The organism is Paenibacillus woosongensis (assembly GCF_009725165.1).
GTDB lineage: Bacteria > Bacillota > Bacilli > Paenibacillales > Paenibacillaceae > Fontibacillus > Fontibacillus woosongensis.
On record NZ_WNZW01000001.1, the window covers coordinates 206,935 to 228,083 of the forward strand.

21 protein-coding genes, 1 tRNA gene and 1 other annotated feature are annotated in these 21,149 nt (G+C 51.2%); of the genes, 5 read left to right on the forward strand and 17 right to left on the reverse strand.

The features are described 5' to 3' along the window. Positions 1-21 precede the first annotated feature (21 nt). The 6 genes from sstT to GNP95_RS01045 all read right to left on the reverse strand — a co-directional run bounded on the left by sstT (position 22) and on the right by GNP95_RS01045 (position 6,050). On the reverse strand, positions 22-1,251 hold the full coding sequence (gene sstT, locus GNP95_RS01020; RefSeq protein ID WP_155609073.1) for a serine/threonine transporter SstT: 1,230 nt from the start codon (positions 1,249-1,251) through the stop codon (positions 22-24). 153 nt (positions 1,252-1,404) lie between these two features. Then, entirely contained in the window at positions 1,405-2,526 is a 1,122-nt protein-coding gene (locus GNP95_RS01025) for an NAD(P)/FAD-dependent oxidoreductase (protein ID WP_155609074.1), read from the reverse strand. Positions 2,527-2,876: 350 nt separating this feature from the next. Further along, complete coding sequence (gene asd, locus GNP95_RS01030) at positions 2,877-3,962, reverse strand: aspartate-semialdehyde dehydrogenase (RefSeq protein WP_155609075.1); 1,086 nt, start codon at positions 3,960-3,962, stop codon at positions 2,877-2,879. A gap of 114 nt (positions 3,963-4,076) precedes the next feature. Beyond that, positions 4,077-4,339: a binding site (T-box leader), on the reverse strand. A gap of 96 nt (positions 4,340-4,435) precedes the next feature. Then, a complete protein-coding gene (locus GNP95_RS01035) occupies positions 4,436-5,092 on the reverse strand; it encodes a GAP family protein (protein ID WP_330163208.1) in 657 nt (218 codons plus the stop codon). Further along, a complete protein-coding gene (locus GNP95_RS01040; protein ID WP_155609076.1) occupies positions 5,089-5,874 on the reverse strand; it encodes a MerR family transcriptional regulator in 786 nt (261 codons plus the stop codon). Before GNP95_RS01040 ends, GNP95_RS01035 begins: the two co-directional genes overlap by 4 nt. A gap of 26 nt (positions 5,875-5,900) precedes the next feature. Further along, positions 5,901-6,050 (reverse strand): hypothetical protein, encoded by a 150-nt coding sequence (locus GNP95_RS01045; protein ID WP_155609077.1) that lies wholly within the window; start codon positions 6,048-6,050, stop codon positions 5,901-5,903. 224 nt (positions 6,051-6,274) lie between these two features. Here GNP95_RS01045 and GNP95_RS01050 point away from each other — a divergent pair, with 224 nt between their 5' ends. Then, a complete protein-coding gene (locus tag GNP95_RS01050; protein ID WP_196427035.1) occupies positions 6,275-6,868 on the forward strand; it encodes a DUF4097 family beta strand repeat-containing protein in 594 nt (197 codons plus the stop codon). 129 nt (positions 6,869-6,997) lie between these two features. Here the strand turns inward: GNP95_RS01050 and GNP95_RS01055 are convergent, their stop codons facing one another. The 3 genes from GNP95_RS01055 to GNP95_RS01065 all read right to left on the reverse strand — a co-directional run bounded on the left by GNP95_RS01055 (position 6,998) and on the right by GNP95_RS01065 (position 9,397). After that, complete coding sequence (locus GNP95_RS01055; protein WP_155609079.1) at positions 6,998-7,771, reverse strand: hypothetical protein; 774 nt, start codon at positions 7,769-7,771, stop codon at positions 6,998-7,000. A gap of 89 nt (positions 7,772-7,860) precedes the next feature. Then, positions 7,861-8,856 carry a DUF4367 domain-containing protein gene (locus tag GNP95_RS01060; protein WP_155609080.1) on the reverse strand — a complete coding sequence of 332 codons (996 nt, stop codon included), beginning with the start codon at positions 8,854-8,856 and terminating at the stop codon, positions 7,861-7,863. After that, on the reverse strand, positions 8,828-9,397 hold the full coding sequence (locus tag GNP95_RS01065) for an RNA polymerase sigma factor (protein WP_155609081.1): 570 nt from the start codon (positions 9,395-9,397) through the stop codon (positions 8,828-8,830). The genes GNP95_RS01060 and GNP95_RS01065 overlap by 29 nt, the downstream gene beginning before the upstream one ends. 234 nt (positions 9,398-9,631) lie before the next feature. Between GNP95_RS01065 and GNP95_RS01070 the strand changes: the two genes are divergently transcribed. Together GNP95_RS01070 and GNP95_RS01075 are read left to right on the forward strand one after the other, a co-directional pair. Next, positions 9,632-9,901 carry a hypothetical protein gene (locus tag GNP95_RS01070; protein WP_155609082.1) on the forward strand — a complete coding sequence of 90 codons (270 nt, stop codon included), beginning with the start codon at positions 9,632-9,634 and terminating at the stop codon, positions 9,899-9,901. Between the two features lie 93 nt (positions 9,902-9,994). Next, entirely contained in the window at positions 9,995-11,035 is a 1,041-nt protein-coding gene (locus tag GNP95_RS01075) for an NADH:flavin oxidoreductase (protein ID WP_155609083.1), read from the forward strand. Positions 11,036-11,123: 88 nt separating this feature from the next. Here GNP95_RS01075 and GNP95_RS01080 read toward each other — a convergent pair whose 3' ends face one another. Next, positions 11,124-11,822 (reverse strand): stalk domain-containing protein, encoded by a 699-nt coding sequence (locus GNP95_RS01080; protein WP_155609084.1) that lies wholly within the window; start codon positions 11,820-11,822, stop codon positions 11,124-11,126. Between the two features lie 327 nt (positions 11,823-12,149). Beyond that, a tRNA-Leu gene (locus GNP95_RS01085) sits at positions 12,150-12,233 on the reverse strand. 248 nt (positions 12,234-12,481) lie between these two features. Between GNP95_RS01085 and GNP95_RS01090 the strand changes: the two genes are divergently transcribed. Beyond that, a complete protein-coding gene (locus GNP95_RS01090) occupies positions 12,482-13,387 on the forward strand; it encodes a hypothetical protein (RefSeq protein WP_155609085.1) in 906 nt (301 codons plus the stop codon). A 115-nt stretch (positions 13,388-13,502) separates the two neighbouring features. Here the strand turns inward: GNP95_RS01090 and GNP95_RS01095 are convergent, their stop codons facing one another. The 4 genes from GNP95_RS01095 to GNP95_RS01110 form a co-directional block, all read right to left on the reverse strand. Continuing rightward, on the reverse strand, positions 13,503-13,850 hold the full coding sequence (locus GNP95_RS01095) for a carboxymuconolactone decarboxylase family protein (RefSeq protein WP_155609086.1): 348 nt from the start codon (positions 13,848-13,850) through the stop codon (positions 13,503-13,505). A 70-nt stretch (positions 13,851-13,920) separates the two neighbouring features. After that, positions 13,921-14,136: a hypothetical protein gene (locus GNP95_RS01100; RefSeq protein ID WP_213588832.1), complete on the reverse strand. Its 216-nt coding sequence runs from the start codon at positions 14,134-14,136 to the stop codon at positions 13,921-13,923. A gap of 200 nt (positions 14,137-14,336) precedes the next feature. Then, positions 14,337-14,675 (reverse strand): hypothetical protein, encoded by a 339-nt coding sequence (locus tag GNP95_RS01105; RefSeq protein ID WP_155609087.1) that lies wholly within the window; start codon positions 14,673-14,675, stop codon positions 14,337-14,339. 83 nt (positions 14,676-14,758) lie between these two features. Next, complete coding sequence (locus GNP95_RS01110; RefSeq protein WP_155609088.1) at positions 14,759-15,331, reverse strand: xanthine phosphoribosyltransferase; 573 nt, start codon at positions 15,329-15,331, stop codon at positions 14,759-14,761. Between the two features lie 159 nt (positions 15,332-15,490). Here GNP95_RS01110 and GNP95_RS01115 point away from each other — a divergent pair, with 159 nt between their 5' ends. After that, positions 15,491-16,528, forward strand: coding sequence for a YkvI family membrane protein (locus GNP95_RS01115; protein WP_155609089.1), 1,038 nt, complete (start codon positions 15,491-15,493; stop codon positions 16,526-16,528). Here GNP95_RS01115 and GNP95_RS01120 read toward each other — a convergent pair. Together GNP95_RS01120 and GNP95_RS01125 are read right to left on the reverse strand one after the other, a co-directional pair. Further along, complete coding sequence (locus GNP95_RS01120) at positions 16,525-19,824, reverse strand: AAA family ATPase (RefSeq protein ID WP_155609090.1); 3,300 nt, start codon at positions 19,822-19,824, stop codon at positions 16,525-16,527. The genes GNP95_RS01115 and GNP95_RS01120 overlap by 4 nt on opposite strands. Next, positions 19,821-21,149: a metallophosphoesterase family protein gene (locus GNP95_RS01125; protein ID WP_155609091.1), complete on the reverse strand. Its 1,329-nt coding sequence runs from the start codon at positions 21,147-21,149 to the stop codon at positions 19,821-19,823. Before GNP95_RS01125 ends, GNP95_RS01120 begins: the two co-directional genes overlap by 4 nt.

Sequence of the window (21,149 nt, forward strand, 5' to 3'; positions counted from 1 at the left end):
CACAACGCCCCTGCTTTTACTCTAAGCACTAACACTAGCACTATTGGCTTCTTTGCGCTTTTTGGCATATTCGGCCGTAGCTGTAAATAATACGTCGGAGGACGAGTTCAACGCCGTCTCAAAGGAATCCTGCAAAACACCGATGATGAAGCCTACGCCCACGACCTGCATAGCGATGTCATTGGATATGCCGAACAGGCTGCACGCCAGAGGGATTAGCAGCAGCGACCCACCGGCAACACCAGAAGCCCCCGCAGCGGATACAGCGGCCAGAACGCTGAGAATCAGGGCTGTGCTAAAGTCCACATGAATGCCAAGCGTATGAACGGCCGCTAGCGTTAACACGGAAATTGTAACTGCCGCCCCTGCCATATTAATCGTAGCCCCTAATGGGATGGACACCGAATATGTGTCCGGATTCAGCTTTAATTTTTCGCATAATCGCATATTAATCGGAATGTTGGCCGCAGAACTTCGGGTGAAAAATGCCGTTATCCCGCTTTCCTTCAGACAGCTCAACACAAGTGGGTAAGGATTTTCACGGGTATTCACATATACGATCAATGGATTAACGACAAGTGCTACAAATAACATACATCCAATAAGTACAAGCAGTAATTTCCCGTAATTAAGCAAGGATGAGAGTCCGTTGGTTGTAATGGATTCATACACCAGCCCCATGATCCCAATGGGCGCAAATTGTATAACCCATTTGACAATCTGCGATACGGCATCCGATAAATGTGTGAGCATGCTTTTCGTGTGATCATTGGCCCCTTTTAAAGCAGCCCCAAGCAGGATCGCCCAAGCCAGAATACCGATATAGTTGGCCTTCATCAGAGCATTGACCGGGTTGTCTACAATCTGAAAGAGCAAGTTATTCAGCACTTCAACAATACCTCCAGGGGGAGTCAGCTCTACCGCATCCGTTACTAGAGACAGCTTTACCGGAAAAATAAAACTTGCCCCAACGGCGGTAACCCCTGCCAAAACAGTACTTAAACCATAAAGAGCGATAATCTTCTTCATGTTCGTCTGGCGCCCTTTTTGATGATTGGCTATCGCGGACATGACCAGAAGCAGCACCAATATGGGCGCAACCGCCTTTAGCGCGGAAATAAACAAGGAACCAAAAATAGCAATACCTGCAGCCTTAGGAACGGATAAGGCCAATATAACCCCGAGTATAATTCCCAAAAAGATTCGTTTTACGAGACTCAGTCTATTCCATCTGAGCATAAGTGTCTTCATTGTTATTCCTCCGGGTATGCATAGTGAGAATATAATAAACGCCGCCCCGGCGCTTTAACGAGGCATAGCGTTAGCGCTAGTGTACCACGCCTATGGCTGTCTGTGAACGCATGGAAACAATTGTGCGATATCGTTCATATATACCATAGCGGGTTATTGGCCAATGGCCCCTTCTACCTTGTAATCCTCTAGGGAAATATCGATGTCCAGCCCGAGAACCAGTCTGGCCAGCTGGTATCCGATAAAGGGCCCCATCGTTAAGCCCGATGCCCCCAAGCCGTTTGCCACGAAAATGCCACGCCAGCCGGGCAGAGGACCGATCACGGGCAGAAACCCTGGAGTGAACGGACGAAAACCGACTCTCGCCTCCATATAAGCGCTGTCTGCTAACCCCGGCGCATACGCCAGCGCTTTACTGAACACCTCTTGCAGACCACCTGCCGTAATGCGGGTGTCGAAGCCTTGCGGGTCGTTTTCATGAGTTGCACCGATTACCATCCGGTTATTGTCAAAGGCCAGAATATACTGATCTCCGGGCGGCATGACAACCGGCCAGCTGCCCGTATCCATATCTGGATATGCCAAGTGGACGATCTGCGCTTTTTGGAAGGTCGCTTTAAATTCTACGCCTAACGGTTCCAGCAGCGGATTGATCCACGCGCCGGCACATACGATGACAGCGTCGGCATGGATCAACTCATCCCGGATTCGTACTCCTGTAACCAAGCCGCCGGCAAAGCAAAGCTCCGCTTCCCCGTTCATCAGTACGGCGCCCTTTCTGACCGCAGCACGGAGCAGCGCATCCCGGAGCGCTCGTCCATCGACGCGGGCGGCCCCGCTGATATGCAGCGCGGCATAGTCATCGGCGAGCAGCGGAAATAAACGCTTCGCCTCACTAGGGGTGAGCAGCGTAATGTCGCCCATCTCCGGGGCATCATGCTTGCGCAGCTCAGCTCGTTTTTGCAACTCAACCAGCTTGTCCTGTTCCTTATGGATGCGAAGCGCCCCGACACGCGCATAGCCGGTTTCGGTCTCCCCGTCTCTCTTCAGCTCCTCAATCAGGGCCGGATAGAAACGGGCCCCTTCCCTGGCCAATTTATACCAGGCCTGGTTGCGCCGCTGGGAAATCCACGGGCAAATGATGCCGGCAGCGGCGTCCGTTGCCTGCCCCAGGTCTTTCCGGTCGACAATGATCACTTCCGCTCCGCTTTTAGCCAATTGATATGCTGTAGATGCGCCTAAAATCCCCCCGCCGATCACGATAAACTTTTGCATGCAACAACTTCCTTCTGTTTGAGGTAATTGTGTAATTTAGATGTATTTCTAGTATCTATTCTAGCTTAATTATGGAAAATCACGAAAAAAGCTGGATTTCATGTATCTAAAAACTTGGTTTTTCAGCTTTGTTAGCCTAGAAGCCTCAGTTTAATGACATGAAATCCAGCTAATTGTATATCGTCGAATTTGGTTCTAAATACAACCAATCCATTTAGGGGGCAATCCTACTTTAACCACTACAATTCGTGGTAACCTCCTATTTTCCCCTTAACCACTACGCTTTGTGGTACCTCTACGCTTTACCGAAGCTCAATGGGCTCATTTTTCCAAAAGGACCGGCAAATGAATTACTTCGGTTGAATATAACCTTCCGCTTTCAGCAGCTCAGCTATCAGTACGGCGCCACCGGCCGCTCCGCGCAAGGTATTGTGCGATAGGCCTACGAATTTATAATCGTACAGCGAATCCTCGCGCAATCTGCCCGTTGAAACGCCCATGCCCTGCTCGATGTCGCGGTCGAGTCCGGTTTGCGGTCTGTTTTCTTCTTCAAAATACGTGATGAACTGCTTCGGTGCGCTTGGCAGAGCAAGCTCCTGCGCTCTACCTTGGTATTGCTGCCAGCGCGCAATGATCTCTTCTTTGGAAGGCTTGTTTTTGAACGATACAAACACCGTCGCCAAATGTCCGTCCGTTACGGGCACGCGGATACATTGCGTCGTAATCAGGGGAGCGCTCGCTTTAACGATCTGTCCATCGTCAACGCGGCCCCAGATGCGCAGCGGCTCCTGCTCGCTCTTTTCTTCTTCTCCGCCGATGTAAGGAATGACGTTATCCAGCATTTCTGGCCAATCGTTGAAATTCTTGCCGGCTCCAGAAATCGCCTGATATGTCGAAGCGACCACAGTAGTCGGTTCAAAATCCAGCAGGGCATGCAGAGCAGGCACATAACTCTGGATGGAACAATTCGGCTTAACGGCGATAAACCCGGTTTCCGTTCCAAGCCGTTTGCGCTGTGCAGCAATGACTTCAAGGTGCTGCGGGTTCACCTCTGGAATGACCATCGGGACGTCAGGTGTCCAGCGATGAGCCGAGTTATTGGAAATGACAGGGGTTCCCGTCTTTGCATAAGCTTCTTCCAAAGCTTGAATCTCTTCCTTCTTCATATCCACCGCGCAAAATACAAAATCGACCCCGGAAGTAACCTCTTCTACTTTCGCTGCATCCTGAACGACGATATTTTTTACGCCTCCCGGAATTGGCGTGGACAGCTTCCATCTGCCCTGCACGGATTCTTCATAAGTTTTGCCTGCGGAATTTGCGCTGGCTGCGATAGCCGTCACTGTAAACCAAGGATGCCCATCCAGCAGCTGAACAAACCGCTGACCTACCATCCCCGTACCGCCAACAATACCTACCTTTAATTTTTCTCCCATGTGATATCTTTCCTTTCCAAGTTTGTTTAGTCTGTTTTGTCTGTACCTCGAGCGATCCTGCCCCATTACTTCCATGAATTAAAAAAATCCCACCCCCAAGACTTCTCGATCCGTCTTGGGGGCGAGATTTGTATACCCGCGGTACCACCCCAGTTTTGTTAATATGTCGCCATATTAACCTTTTCAAGTACAGCATGCCTTTGCGCGCTTATACTCTAGCTCTATAACAGGAGCTCCTGGCACACCATCCTGACGATCGTCGTTCCGATGTGCTGCTCAGAGTCTTTTTTCAATAAAGAAATGCTTTGCTCCTTTTCAGCGAACGGAGCTCTCTGTAAAAGATTTCATTTACCTACTCTTCTCATCATCGCATTTAAATATTGCGATTATATTACCAAATAACTGACCGAACGTAAACCCATTTATGAAAATTAGGCTGTTTCGTACTAAAAATAATATAAAAATAGCATCCACTATAAATAATCCAAGCTATTTGCAATGAGAATTAGACCCACGATACACAGCACCCAGGACAGGACCGAGCCGGATTGTTTGGCGAAGCTCATCTGAAGCCGTTCCAGCGGCCTCTGCATCATCCGCCCGAATAGCAAATACAACATGAATAGGATCAACGAAGGCAGAACCATAATCAAATTATAAACGAACATCACCGGCAGCCACTGATAAGGGGTCAGATCAGCCGTCGTCATCAGACCAATCGCGGCAAAATAAGGAAATGCCGTTCCCACCTCAATCAATGCTGTTGTAAATCCCAACGCAACCATCGAGAATCGGTTTTTGGACTTCGGACGGGGCAATTCCGTGTTACCTTTTTGCGGAGTATAGAAACTGGCTATAAACAAGCCTGCCCCAATGATGAAGATCACCCAGCTTACCGCCCTGCTCTGGAAAAGAGAAGCCACCGAATCCAGCAGCACCCCCATGCCCAGCATCAGCATAACTCCTACCGAAAAATAAAAGCCGGCGACCGTCAGCAAATAAATCAGCAGCCTTGAAGCAAGGCTCTTGGTTTCCGTTAACAGCAAATACACAGTAACTCCTATAGTGGCTGGACTTAATGTATCCAGCAAAGCCAGACCGCCTATCGAAAGCAGCAGCTCTATACTCACACTTTTTCCTTCCTCTGCTCTTGGTGAGAAGTCAAACTTTCTTTCAGCAATGACATATAGTATTCATAGGCTTGCTCCATAAACTCAAGTACTTCCCGATCGATCGGATAAAACCCAAGCTCTTGCGATTGAGAAGATGACATCCTGGCATCCCATAATTTTTGAATAAACTCCTCCTCGCCAGAGAAATTCTCCTCTTGTTTTTCAAGCATGCGTCTGATGATGCTCAGCACCTTCGGCGACGATACGCCTTCTTTCATATGCCGCTTGAGTTGACCTACAAGCGCTATCCATTCCAAAGAGTCAGGATCATCTCCCCTCATATGCGGCACCTTCTGCAGCAGCTCCAATTCTTTATCGTCAAACAGGCTTTTTTTATACGAGTGCCTTCTTTTCCTGTCCTGGCTCGCTAATTGAATGAACTTTTGGATCGCAAGGGCATCCTCCCCTCCCTCTACGACGAGCCCGCCAATGAGTTCACGCAAGCCCTGTTCGATTAATCTAAGCCTGGCTTGCTCCTCCAGGATATAAGCGAGCTGGGCCTTCAGGCTGATCGACCAATTCCATTTAGGGTCGGCAAGCATTTCTTTTATATCCTTCAGACTGTACCCAATCCCTTTAAAAAACTGGATCTGTTGCAGCTTGCGCAAATCTTCTTCCGTATACAGCCGATGCCCTCCTTCTGTTTTGGATGCAGCCGCCAATAATCCGATCTGGTCATAATAACGCAGCGTCCTCACCGTAACCCCGGTCTGTTTGGCTACCTTTTGAATCGGAATCAATCCCGTTCACCTCCCGACAACTCTCTTTATTCCTCTTTATCCTTATACATGGCCTGCTTGATCAGATAGCCTACGCCTAAACCTACCAAGGCGCCAGGGAACGCTTGATTAAGAATCAGTCCGATTCCTGCTCCTATAATGACGCACGCATAAATCATCATATCTCCTTTGTTCACATCACACTCTCCTTCGTCCCAGTGGTTAGGGACATTATACAAAATGACGTAACGTCAGTTTCAAGCCCTTTTCAAAAACCACTTGAAGCTGACGTTACGTAAGCTTATATAATCACTCTCATAGAAAGAAGCAAAGTGAGGAGTAAAATAACATGAGAAATTTCTGTATTTGTATGCTGTTGTTTTGTATGTTTTTTCTAGTGGCCTGTGGAAATGAAGGAACCATGAATCTACAGAGCAAGAAGCTAGAAGGGGTAGATCGCCTGTATATTGATCATGGCAGCACCCCTGTGCATATCGAATCGGCTGAGGTAGAGGCTCTCGAGGCTTCCTTATCGATGGGTCGCGGTAATTCCGGAGTGGTAATGGCCCAAAAGGACAATGAGCTGAAAATTCAATTGAAAAGCGATATCAGACAGATCATCAACATTGGAAGAAAACCATGGTTAACGATCCGTGTTCCCATGAACTTTGAAGGGGAGGTATTGCTAACAGGCTCTTCAGGAAACGTAAAAATCAATGATTTACAGGCAAGTAAACTAAATATTGATAGCAAAAGCGGAAATGTCTCAATGGATTATCAGCAAATAAACCAGGATATCCATGTTTCTGTCTACAGCGGGAACGTAATTTTAAATCTGAAGGATAAGGATTCCAACGTAAAATGGTGGCTTAAATCAGGAAGTGGACGACGCTCCGTGGCTATTCCTTGGGACGAACGCCAGGACAAGCAGAAATCGACAGAGGGACTTACGGGGAATGGCTCCTTTGACGTGAATATTGAGACGCGTTCAGGAAATATCAGCATTAAGGAATAATGCAGTAAGCCGTTCGTTCGTACGCGAAGCAATACTGCAGGGGATTAAGCGGAAATGAAAAAAGAGTCTGCCCTGGGCAAACTCTTGAATCAGGCTGGGACAAAGTAGTGAATCCGATCCCTTCACTCTTTACTCCTGCATAATACTTTCCGCAATCGCTACGTATTCTTCTTTCGTTAGAGGACTTTTCTTAAAGGTAGCAATCTCGTACTCCAACTGGTTTTCAGTGTCCTCCCAGATTAACTTGTTCGAATAGACAGCATTGGAACCCGTAGAATAGATTGCTTCGATCCCGTTCAAGCTTAGCTTTTCAAATTTCTCGCCCTTCTCTGGTACCCGCGTGCTTTCTGAAATTAACGGCTCTATTTTTTTCGCCTGGATTCGGATTACATTCTTACCTTTTAAATAATTAAGCGCCGCTACCCCGGCTTCACTCCAATTTAATTTTTTAGCGTAATATTTTTTCCCTTTCGCCTCCGCTTTCAACTCTTCTAACAAATCAAGATATGATTGAGTTAGAAAATGGGAATATGGAGGCGAGATTTCGCCAGATAGAAAATCATACCCCTCCGGGAGCCATCCCGGCTGCTTGAGCTCCGGCGCTTTGTGAACGGACAGTAGATTCAAATACGCCTCGTAATTCGCGCTGTATATGGTTAGAAAATTATAAGAAAGCGTATTGTCTGTCCCATCGTACATGACTGTTAAATCACCCGGCTTCTTCGGACTGCTATGGATGGCCAGAGCCTCTTTTTTCTGCAATTCGAGATTGCTTTTGACCGGTGTCGCCTTTGTCTTTGATTGCGGCTTCGCTGCGGCAGCTTCCGCAGGGATTCCACTTGCAGAGCTTAGCGCAAGCAGGATGCTTGCAGTGGCGATCATCGTTTTTGTCGTAAGGTTCATGAGTAAATCTCCTTTCGGCCAGACAGGCACATGGTTTGTTTACTTGTATAACGCCCGAGCCTTCTGGAAAGGGACACTCCGGAGCAAAGTCATTTCAACATGCTCTCTACAATGCGGACAAATTCAGACTTGGACAGAGTACTGCTTTGGTTATCGTAAATGGAATAAAAGACTTCGGCCTCCTCATCCAGCCAATCCAGTTTGTGCTTATAGTGAGTTTCTGCTGCCTCCGCCTCCATATAAACCATCTCCTGCCCGCTTACCGTCAGCTTCTCGACCAGCACTCCCTCAGGATGCATGGATACTACCGAGGATGGATGCCTTTTCCGCACATAAGCATTGATATTGATCGTATCCTCCCCATGGGCATACCTCACATTTGCACTGCCCGCTGTATTCCAGGACAGCGGTTTGATGAACAATTTGGATTCACTGGTGGAGGTCTCAGCCATATGGATAAATTCCGGCTCCAGCCTTTTCAGATTCTCTAGACTGCCCTCCCCTTCCATCACACTGGGAAATACATTCCCCGATTCGAAAGAGTACCCTTCTGGCAAGTATTGGGGCTTCAAAAATAGCGGGCCGTTTGTCATTTCAAGCTGCTTCTCAAATGCCTCATAACTGCTGTGCTCTAACGGCTTATATACGGTTTGAACCTTATTTCCGGTGTCGTAAGCGTTCAGCGTGTCGTCATGGACATAGTAAGCCACGAGTTCACCTGGCTTAAGCATCCCTAAGACATGCTCTTTATAGGCAGAACTCATTTCATGATAAGTCTTGGCATGGGAAGTAAACGCATCCTCCCTGATTTCTTTGGTTTCAACAATTACTTCGCCATTGGGGTTCAATATTTGCACATACCGGGAAGCCGCGAGGCCTGTTAAAGAGGCCAGCACAATAATGAGGCTGGCGATCAAAACTACGGCTCCCGTCTTACGCCGAACTGTTTTTTTGCCGCTGCTCCGTTCATGGATTTCCCGAACCCGGTTCATAACGCTCAGGCGTACATCGAGGGTATCCGGCTCTTCCTGAATGACAAATTCCTTTATCGTTTCATCATGAAGTGTGACTTTGGCCTTTCGCATACTCCGCTCCCCCCTTCTGCTCCATCAGCTTCTGCAGCTTCAGCTTCAAACGGCCGTATTTTTTCTTGACCGCTTCCGTGCTTTTTCCTGAAATTTCTCCAATCTCGGCAAATGACTTCTCTTCAAGCGCCCGTAATATTAGCAAACTGCGCTCCTCCGCGCTTAAGGATGTTATGGCGGACGCGAGCGGTTCTCCGAACAATCGGCTGGTTATCGTTTGTTCCGCGCTTTCAGCAACCGTATTCTGCCGGAACCAGCTCTGAAATTTTTGCTGAACGCTGCGCTTGCGAAGCAGATTTAGACAATGGTTATGGGCGATCTTATACAACCAGGAGGAAAAACTGCCGCTGGGCTCATACATTCCAATTTTTTCGAACCCTTTGACCAGAATGTCCTGCACCGTATCCTCCGCTTCTTGCCGATTCCCCAGCATCCGGCTGCAATAGCGAAAAATCGGTGCCTGGAACGCTTCAACGATATGTACATATTGATTAATTTCGCCCGATTTGACTTCCATGACGCATTTTTCCACAAACTCCATAACCGGTCCTCCTCTCTATCTACTGTATAACACTTAAGCAGCAGGAAAAGGGACATTTATACTGAATAACGTTTGGAGACTTGGGTTGTGCAGCGGATTGCGAATGCCAATGCGGACGGCCAGGCTCATGTATGCCTTTCATTGAGACACGGATAGTGGAATCGATTATAGAAACAAAGCCTGTGCCTGCTTTTCACTTCCTGAAGAGAGCGAAATTATTCAACAAGGATGCCCATGGTTAATTCCATTTTAGAATTCGGAACCAAAGACCAGGAGGCAGCTAGAGAAGTCGAGATGATGTTGTTCAAGGTTGAACAAATACTTGAAGAAATCATCTGGTGCGGTCAGGAACAAAAAGTGATTACCAGCTGCCGTACCAGTAGAGAACTAGCTGCATATTTGAAAAATTTATTTATCGGCGCTAAAATATTGGAAGGATATGGTATACCCTGCAAGCAAATCAAAATGAATTTCCGCACTGCATTTGCTTTACTGGAGCAATAATTTTTTGTTTAGTTATTGACCGTATAGTCAATAATGAACCGGATGGTTAAGTCATAAAGTTTCTCATTAATAATTACTGTTGGAGGTAATCGTATGAATGATATGCAGTCCGTTCAATCGTTATTTGAGCCATTTCACTTTGGGGGTACGACACTATCGAATCGCATCGTGATGGCACCGATGACAAGACAATTTTCCCCCGGTGGGGTTCCGGGTCCGGATGTAGCTGCTTATTATCGCCGGAGAGCAGAAAACGGCGTTGGACTTATCATTACCGAAGGGACAGTGATTCATCATTCCGACTCATCCAATCAGAGCAACGTGCCGCATTTTTTTGGCGCAGATGCCTTGAACGGCTGGGCAAACGTAGTGACTGAGGTACATAACGCAGGCGGGAAGATTATACCTCAAATCTGGCATATGGGGGCCCGGGGCCACGTCAATGATTACTCCGAATCGGAGATAAAGGCCATCATCCAGGCCTTCTCTGAGGCAGCATTTGAAGCCAAGCGTCTGGGGTTTGACGGTATCGAACTTCACGGCGCACACGGATATTTAATAGACCAATTTTTCTGGGAGGAAACAAATCGGCGTACGGATCAGTACGGAGGGGACTTTGTAGAACGTACCCGGTTTGGGGCAGAGGTCATCTCAGCGTGCCGTCTTGCTGTGGGCCCCGATTTCCCGATCGTGCTGCGGTTCTCGCAGTGGAAAGGAACGGATTACACTGCCAAACTAGTGAAGACGCCAAATGAGCTGGAAAGGTTCTTAGCCCCCTTGGTTGACGCAGGCGTTGACATATTCCACTGCTCAACTCGCCGATTCTGGGAAGCTGAATTTGAAAACTCCCAGCTGAACCTTGCCGGCTGGACCAAAAAACTGACGGGGAAGCCGACAATCACCGTAGGCTCAGTTGGTCTGGATCGTGATGTGACAAGTTTCTTTGCTGAAGGAAAGGGAGCCCGTCTTAGCCGAATCGACCAACTCATCGAAAGGTTTGAACGCGAAGAATTCGACCTGGTGGCCGTAGGCAGGTCGTTAATAGCCGACCCCGCTTGGGCCAGTAAGCTCCGCGAAGGCAGAATTGACGAGTGGGTTCCTTTTGATCCCGAACAAGTAAAAAAATTGTATTGAGATTTATTGAATGTATCTTCTCACATAATCGTCAGAATGCCCTCTGATCACAAATTCATCAGGGGGCATCTTGTTAATTCGTTCATTCCTACTTCAGTTTACCCACACTCACAGCAACCTGCTCGATTTGGCTGCTGCTCAGGGAACCGTCTGGGGAGCTAATCGTCACCGTCCGGTCATCCAGTTGGAAACCCAACATCGGCGTATCGGAAGGTGTATACCACTTCGCAATGACGCCATTGGACAACTTGACCTCCTTGGATTCATAGCCGGTTGAATAATCCCGTGGCGAGACAACAACAGTCATATGCTCAAAGATCAAATGGACTCCATCGTCCGTAGCTGCCGTTTTAACGTAGCTGTCGTATGCGGTCATTTGCTTAGGAACATATGCTGTCTCGAAGGATTCGAAAGTGGCGTAAGCCTTTTTAATCGCCTTAATCTGTGCTTCATTATAATTGATAGTTGTCAATTTACTTGCTGGCTGATTATCTCCGCCCGGCTTCGTTTCCAGCCGAATTTGCTGGCTGGCGGCATCGAACTCCACATTGATTCCAGCCATGTTGGAAATGGCCCTCACAGGCAGATACGTCGTATTTTGATAGGTGATGGGCACCAGCTTCTTGCCATTACTGTCTGTTAAAGATTGTACGGCTCCGTTTACTTTAAAGCTAATGTTATGATTCAGATAAGCGCTAATCTTCTCCAGCTTGCTTCCAGCATACACACCAGCGGCACCCGATAAAGTCATTCCCGCTACCATCAGACAAACAATTGATTTTTTCATCACGATCTCTCCTTTTCTTTTGTTTTTCTGAACATAATCATGGTGCACAGCACGCTTTTGTACCATATATCATATCAAATAAGAATTTTCTGTAAAAATTCTCTCATTTATATCGCATTTTCAAACGTTTTGGGAGAAATTAAAGTATGGGCCAAGGAACACCTCTTATCATGTGTTTAATGATTGCTAGCAACCTGAAAAGGGCTTATTTGTCATATGGCAAAAGACTTTCCGCAGACGGTACAAAGTAGTGCTGTCTCGGATAACAAAAAAAGGTTCCCAATCTGCTAATATAAGCAAATCAGGAACCTTCCCTGTATAACTTGATGCGGTCGAGAGGACTCGAACCTCCACGGGGGTAAGCCCACACGGACCTGAACCGTGCGCGTCTGCCAATTCCGCCACGACCGCATGTTGTCTTGTCTTGCAGAGTGTTTTCCGCAGCGACAAGATATATAATATCATGCTGGGCTAAGAGAGTCAACAACCTTTTTTTGTTTTTTTGACCAGGCTGCAACGTTCAGATCTGCCGCAATCTCCAGGCTGCTAACAGCTTGCCCCTCATCCCCCGGACCAATTGGCAAATAATACCTCAGACCGATGCAGCCTGATCTTGTCTTCCTATACAGTGGGAGTAACTATGGTCTGGAGGTTGAATCATGAATCAAAAATTTACCGGCTACAACAAAAGTACTACCGTAAAATTATTTGAAGGAGAGCGGGTACTTGTCTGCATTGGCCTATTGGGCTTTGTGCTGGCAGCAGCTTGCGGTATTTGGGTGTTGCTGTATGGAGGCGCAACATCACCGGACGGCGATGTGTCCAGAGCCATTTCCTTTGATGCCGCGTTAGGTATATTTCTGATTTCTACCGCAGCGATTAGCCCTCTTTCCGGCATGAGCTCCAAAAGGCGAGCGTTCTTCCGCTGGGTCTTCGTTATCCTGGCACTATATTGTTATGGAGCAGAGACCATCCAAAATTTTCGCGGTGTCAACCCGCGTTTTGTAAATGCAGGTTCCTTCTTTGATCATTTCGTCGCCAACGGCTTTGGCTTGGTTGCAATCCTGCTCGTAATCATCTATATCTTCTTCTCCATCCCCTTCTTTCGCCCAAAAGCCTCGCAAACCCGTCCAGAAATCGTACTGGCGATCCGTTACGCGCTGCTGGCCACGATGCTTTCTTTTGCAGCGGGCATCTGGATTTCCGTGAATCAAAGCCGGTTTACGGGCCTTGAGGGAAATCTCATTTGGCTGCACGGTCTCGGCTTCCATGGCCTTCAGGTACTTCCGCTTATCGCTTGGTTAACTGAACATTCCACGATTACTATAGCAATACGACGAAAGGTCATTCATCTTTCCGGCATTCTTTACTTTCTTGGAGTAATATTTATTGGTTGGCAGACTGCGCTTGGGAAATCGATTTGGGAATGGTCCTGGCTTCCTTTGCTGGCCTGCGGCTGCTTTATCATCACGATCTTTATTGGAGCAATCGTACTATACCAGGCCAAACACATCTTATCCCCGGCATATTGGCAGAGGGCCGGAAATAGGGACGTCGCCTCTTAATCCAGGTTGACCTCCACTAAGCTTTGCCCTGCAAAAAAAGCTGTCCTTGGGGCCTTCAAAGCCTCAAGGACAGCTAATTGAATTGCAATACGCGCTACATACGCTATCATCAACACTATTGCAGCGCCGATTTTGCCGCCAAAGCCTGCTGTACACGGGTGACTCCCTGCGACAGAGCATTGCCTGCGAGCGCGGCGGAGGCCACGGCAACGGTCTCCAATATCTCCTCGTCGGACGCTCCCTTGGCCCGCGCCTCGTTGACATGATAGAATGTGCAGACTTCCTGATTCATGGACAACGCGATGCCTATGGCGATTAACTGCTTTGTTTTGGCATCCAGCGCCCCATCCGCGAAGCTCTCTCCCGTAAAAGCGTGGTATGCCTCCGTCACCCCGGGCATAATCTCGCCGTAACGGTGGATTTCCTGTTTGTATGCGCTTATTTTATCGCTCACCAGCGACATGGACGGACATCCTTTCCTCTGTAAAGTGAAGTTTTCACTTACTACGTTGTCCTGTCCAGCCAAAAATATGCTATCCTTCCGGGGAAATTCGCGGTTCACGGGAAGGTTGAATGATATAGCTCCGATCCAGCTTGACGACATTGCGGTTTGGCCTGCGAATCAGCACATGCGTATCGTCCCAAGCGACGACGATGCCCCGAATGTCATTCTCCGGAATGGCATCCCGCACAACTCGCACTTTCTCGCCGGATAATCGGTAAGCATCCAATTGTTCATCCGAAATCACGGGACAATCACCTCCTTCTTCTTATCTTATCACATCCTTACAAGCCCTATAAGAAGTCACGGTTTAAATATAAATATCTGCCCACAGCAAGAACGCACATCGCTAACAGCGCAGAAAAAGACCCCGCCGCATGGCGGAGTCTCATTATATCGTTCACCTTATGACCAAGCTACGAACAAAACCAGCAATTTATCCCTGATTTAACGCTGCGCATGCTCCCGGCTGTCGTTCTTCTCAAACCAGAAATCAAGTACTTTCGCCGACATTACCCGCTGCTCCAGATAAGCCACCTGCTGCGGGCTGAACTGATCCTTCCAAGGTATGGACAGCTCCTCGCACAGACCCGCGATCGTCAGAAGCTGGGACCAGGCTACATAGCGTTTGTACCAGAAGAACTGGGGATGCTCAAGCATATAGGGATAAAGGTCGTCAAATTCCGTATGTTTGCAATCCAGGGCACGTTCAAAAATAACCTTGGCATCGGACAATTTGGAAATAAAGAAATTCGCGTCTACAACAGATTGATTTTGATCCCCCATCGTTTTGCCTCCTCTCCCTAGTGCTCCCATTATATCGAAAAAAAGAAGACCTGCAAAGGAGTGTTGCAAAATTGGTACAATTTTTATTCGGCAAAAGTGATTTTTCCGTCCGCAAGCGAGCCGATCTGCACGAGCGATTCCAGCCGGATTCCCTGCTCGCGAATCGCTTTGCCGCCGGCCTGGAACGTCTTCTCGACAACGATCCCCGCCCCGACCAGCTCGGCGCCGGCTCGCTGTACAATTTTAATCAGCCCACGTGCGGCATCGCCGTTTGCAATGATGTCATCAATGAACAGAATCCGGTCATTTTCCGAAATAAAATCACGCGAGATCAGAATGTCCGTCACAATTCCTTTCGTAAACGAAGGAACCCGTTCACAGAGCATATTGTTCTCGGCGAGCAGCGTCTTCTTCCGCCGCGCGAACACCAGAGGAACCCCAAGCTCATAGGCGGTAGCGAACGCCACGGCGATCCCGGAGGATTCGACCGTGACTATGCGGGTAACATTATCCTCCTTGAAACGTCTGGCGAATTCCTTGCCCATTTCCATCGTCAGTTGGGGATCAACCTGGTGATTGAGCAGTGCGTCCAGCTTGAGTACCTGCTCCGAGACGATAACGCCTTCCTCGGCAATCCGTTGTTTTAGTTTCTCCATACTATTTCCTCCCGGGTCATCTCGTTTGTAACAAATTAACACATTCAATTCTTCGCTTCAAGCACGGATTTGCTGGAGCGGCCGGACAAGAATAGTCATGTCCCATTCCCCTGCAACATACCTTGTACTATATATAGCACATCACCCAGGGGGAAAACTATGAAAAATGCCTTGAATGCACTTAAAATCGCCTTCACTTATGTCGGTACCGTCGTGGGCGCCGGTTTCGCCACCGGCCGCGAAATATTGCAGTTCTTTACCCAATATGGCAAATGGGGAGTGCTGACGATCCTGCTGGCGACGTCATTATTCATATGGCTGGGCGCGAAAATGATGCTGCTGGCCCAATCCATCAAAGCGGCTTCCTATGAAGATTTAAACCGCCACCTGTTCGGGGACGGCTTCGGCCGGTGGCTTAGTTTTTTTACCATGATCGTTCTGATCGGTGTCAACAGCGTTATGCTGGCCGGAGCGGGCTCCGTATTCGTGGAGTACCTCGGACTGAACTACCAAATCGGCCTCTGGTTTACCCTGATTGGAACCTTTATCCTGCTCAGAAAAGGGATCGAAGGCGTCATGCAGCTCAACACGATCGTCGTACCCATGATGCTGATCCTCTCCTTGGCCATTATCGCCTCGACGGCAAGCTCGCCAACCGCCATGCGCTTCGTCACCCTGACTACCGATAAAGGCTGGTTCATGGCCTGGGCCTCTCCCTTGTTATATACCGCCTTCAACCTCTCTATGGCCCAAGCCGTGCTCGTTCCAATCGGAGGACACACCTCGGATCGGCGCACGATCATTTGGGGCGGAATCTTAGGCGGCGTGGGTATCGGCTTCATGCTGATGGCGGCCCATTTTGCATTATCGGCCCACATGCCGGGGATCAACCAGTACGAGGTTCCGATGGGCAGCATTGCCGCGCAATTAGGCAGCTCCGTCCAGCTCATCTACATCCTGTTGATTTTCATGGAAATATTCAGCACCTTCGTGGCCGACGTTTACGGCGTAACCCTTCAGCTCAGGCAGCATTTTCAAGTTCGCCCCTACCTCATTTTCATCGCCGTGCTTATGATTTGCTATGTAACGAGCCAATTTGGATTCAGCTCGCTTGTATCGGTTCTTTACCCGGCATTCGGCTTGTTCTCCCTGCTCTGGATCTACGCGCTTGCCGTCTACAAACGAAAGCCGAATTAACTCAAATTCACGATTTGCACTTCCGGGATTTGCGCCTGAATGCCTTGAACGACGTGAGCGTGGCAGGTCATCATAATCATCTGGCGTTTGGAGACAATTTCCTTAAGTACCGCAATGACTCCTTGCAGGCGCTCCGCATCGAAATTAACGAAGAGATCATCCAGCAGAATCGGAATGCTGCGCTGATGCGAGACCGCTTCGGCAAGCGCCAGACGCATGGACAAATACAGCTGCTCCGCCGTCCCCCGGCTTAGCGCTGCGCTGCCAATCGCTCCATGATCGCGATGCTCCGCCTGCAGCTCCTGACTGCCCATCTTGAGAACGATTCGCTCATACCGACCGTTCGTCATCTTCCGCAGGTAAGCCGAAGCCAGCCGCAGTACCTCAGGCTGACGCTCCTCTTCATAAACGCGCCGCGCCCGGGATATCAACTCCTGGCATACAGCCCTCACCGCATATTGGTCCAACGCATCGCGAAGCGCCGTTTGCTGATCCGCAAGCTTCTGGCTGATATCCTCCTGCCTGCCTCTCCGCTCTAACGCTTCCTGCTCCTGCAAAAGCCGTCCCCTGCGCTCCTGCAGCTCCCTCCAGGTTTTCTCCTTCGCTTCAGCGGCCTCTTCCGCCGCCAGCAGCCGTTCCTGCAATTCTTCCTTGGAACAGCTGCCAAGCAGCGCTTCAAGCCTGCTCTGCTGATCGGCGGCAAGCCCGGAGAACATGACCGTTTCCAGCTGTCGGATTTCCCTCTCCAGCTCCGCGCGGCGGCTAGCCTCCGCACTGCGGCGCAGAAAGTCCTCCCCGCTCGCGGCGTTTCCTTCCTTCAGCATCGCCTGCTCTCGAATTTCGATCCGGCCCAGGCGGTCATTCAGCCGCTCCAGCTCTTCGTTGAACGTCTCGAGCTTGGAGGCAAGCAGCTCGCGCTGGGCGTAAATTTTCTCCGTGGCGGAGAGCTGAGTAATCGCTTCGATGACGACCCGCCCTAACGAAGCCTTAGGCAAATCCGCGAGTTCCGGCCAGACTCCTGCTCCTGGTTCAGACACCTGACTGTTAAGGGAAGCGTCTGCCCCATTGTCGGCAACACCTAGTCCTGCCTGCGCCTCCATCTCCCCGTCCAAATTGCTGCCAATCACCTTCACTTCATGTTCATAGGCCTCATTGGCTGCCGATAACATGGCCGACCTTACCGCCAGCTGCTCAAGCCGGTTCTGCCACTCCCTGCCTTGCTGAGCAAGGCGGAACACGTCAAGCGCCGCCTCAGGGGACAGCTCGGCCGAAAGTTTGCGCTCACGCAGCCACAGCTCCCATTCCTGGGACAGCTCCCCGAATTCGGCTTCCCGCTTGGACAGAGCCCGTTCTGCATGCTCGCAGCGCTCCACCCCGGCGGCTGCCCGCTGGCGGAGCAGGGCGATTTCCTCCCCGAGCGCGGCATGCCGCTGTTCCCATAGCTGCCAGCTTTCCATCAGCTGACGCAGCTCCCGCTCCCGCCGATTCCACTCCTCGGCATGCAGCGGCGCGGCGGCTCCATCCGTGCGCCCAGCCGCTGTCAGCGGATCGGAGACAAGCCTGTCCAGCAGGGTGCGGAGCCTGGCTTCAGCCCGGGAAGAGTCATTCTCTCCAGGATAGCGGCGGGTTCCGCTGCGGCGGTTCGTGTGAGCTGTCTGGCCCATACCAAGCCATAAATATATATCGAGCCCAGCAAAGAGCCCAAAAGCCGCAATCAGCCCCCAAACCGAGCGGGAGGACAGCCAGATCGCCCCGGGCACTATTACCGTTAAGGCAGCACTGCCTATCAGCAGCTTGCGGTACAGTCCCTGAATCCGCTGCCCGGCCAAAACCTCGGCTTCCTTGGCCTGCGTCTCCCGCAGCCGGGATGAGGCATCTTCATGCCAGCGCTCCAGTTCCCGGCTTAACTCGCTCCAAGCCTGGCGAATTTCGGCGGGGCGCTTCGGCACGAGCATGGCGAACTCCCTCCGGCCGGCTTCCGCGCTCTCCTCTAGGCGGGACATCGCCGCCGAATAGGCCTCCTTCGCTGCCGCAGCCTCCTGCGCCAGCTTATGCTGCTCGCTGTACATGAGCTCCATCTCTTTCTCGTAAGCGGCAAAGCGCGCGCCAAATTGACGGACGGCTTCCCGCTCGCCAACCGTCCCGGCGAACGAAGCGAGCTCCGCCTCGGTCCAATGCGCATCGATGCTGCGAAGACATTCGCCCTCAAGACGCTGGCGCAGCATGCGGATCTCCGCCTGCAGCTCCGCGATTTCTGCCTTGCGCGCCTCATATCCTGTCAATTGCCCATGCAGAGCCCGCACGGCCTCCGCTTTGGCCAGCAGTGCCAGGTTCGGAGCAAGCTTGCTGATTTCCGCTGTCATTGCCTCCATCTTGCGCCTCATCTCGGCTTGATCGAGCAGCAGCCGCTCCTTCTCCTCCTGCAGGGCATTCCAGCGCGAGAAGCCTTCCTCGGGAAAACCCTCGTATTCGGGCAGTGCCTGCAGCTCAGCCCTTAGCCTCTCGCGGGCGAGCCAGTCCTCGCGGATCAGTGACGCTTTGCTCAGCTTCGCCAGCTCCCGGCTGCAAATCTCGCGCTCCTCCTCGCAGACGGCCAGCTCGCTCACGACCCGCTCCAGCTCGGCGAGCGCCTCATTGTAGCGCGGCAGCAGCTTTCTTGCAGCCTCAGCCTCCTGCGCCAGCCGCTCATACCCCTGCAGCAGCTGAGCCAGCTCCTGCGTGCGCCCGCGGGGCCTGTAGAGCTTGTCCATCTCCTGGCCAAGCTTCTTCTCTCCGCGCAGCACAGCGGCCCCGCCGCCGATTCCGGCGTGGAACAGGAAGCGGCTCAGCTCTTCCGACTGAAGCGCGGCTATTTCCTGCAGCTCGGTCAGCGAGATGGCAAACAGCTGCTTGAACATATCGCTGGAGAGACCCCCCAGCAGTTCGCGATGCATCTCCTCCTGAGCTGCTTCAAACAGCCTGCCTTCGGAATCGGTCCGCGTAATCCGCAGCCGCTCGCCCCGCGAGCCCGCCGTCCTGCCGTCGCCTTGCTGCGCGTAACGCTCAATGACCCAGCGGTCGCCTTCCTCGCCAGAAAGAATCAGCTGACCGCCATGGGCGCCGCCCCGGGTCGGCTCATACCGCAAGGGCCCATACGTTCGCGAGGGTATGCCAAACAGCATGGCTCGCACGAAGCCCAGCAATGTACTCTTGCCGGCCTCATTTGGTCCGTAAAGGACGGTAACCGGCCCTTGCAAATCCAGCTCCAGGCCGCTCAAATGTCCAAACCCGCTTACCTGCAGCTTGTCCAGCCTCATCGCAGGGCACCTCCCTTCGCCTCTTGTTCGGTCAGCAGGCTCACTGCCATCTCCGCTGCTTGACGAACGAGAGCAGCCTTTTCTTCAGCCCCGAGCTCCTGTACGAGCCGGCGAAGCCGGCGATTCTCGGCAACCGCAGCAAGAGCGGAGCTGACGATCTGCTCCAGCAGTTCTTCCTCCTGCTCAGCCAAATCCGCCATGCGCAGCAGTTCGCCAAGAAAGCTGTCCTGCTGCTTCAGCTCCGCGAGGTCTGCATCTGCCCCCGTCCTTATCTTCAAGCCTGCCGGCCAAACGACGGAAGCTGCCGGATCAAGGTCAAGGCCGATTCCTTCACCCTGAAGCCGCTGGCTTTCCCTGCGCCGCAATTCCTGGAGCAGCTCCTCGCCCTCGGTTCCCGTTTGCAGCAGGCTATGCAGCGGCCCCCTGCCGGTTAAGACAAGACGCGCAACCTGAAGCTTCCCCTCGGATTGCTCCCTCAGCTCCTCCAGCAGCTCTTCGGCCAGATCCCGCAATTGCTCCTCGCTGCTTAAGCCGTCGATAGATAGCTCCGCCTCCAGCCAGCGGACATGATCGAGCGCCCGGAACGTGAGCTTCGCGCCTCCATGCTCATCGACGTTAACGACGTAACAGCCCTTCGGGCCAGTCTCCTTCATACTGCGCCCCTGCAGATTGCCCGGGTAGACAATCCAAGGAGATTCGTGCAGAATCTGGCGCTTATGAATATGGCCCAGCGCCCAATAATCGTATCCACTTTGCTGCAGATCGCGAAGCGAGCAAGGAGAATAGGCATCATGACCCTCCTGCCCGTCCACATTGGCATGCAGCAGCCCGATATGAAACAGGTCGGACGCAGGGTCTCTGCGAAATTGCAATGCCATATTCTCTATCACAGCAGCGGTCGGATACGATATGCCGCTGACGACCGCTACAGGCTGGCCGTCGCTGCGCCGCCTCGCTGTGACACTCTCCGCCACAGGCCCAAATACCGTAACATGCTCGGGATGCGCCAGACGGAGCCTGCCCGCATTCAGCGGGTCATGGTTGCCGTGAATAACATAGACCGGGATGCCATGATGTCCAAGCCGGTCCCAGGCTTCCCTCAGCCGGAGCTGCGCCCGCAGCGAAGAATCGGAAGCGTCGTATACGTCCCCGCTCACGACGAGGAAATCCGCCTGCTCTGTTATCGCTAGCTCGACCAAATGATCTAAAGCGGCAAACGTGGACTCTTGCAAATGGCGGCGCAGCACGTCCGGGATGCCGGTCATGCCGGCAAAGGGGCTATCCAGATGCAGGTCCGCCGCATGAATAAATCGAAATGGAATCAT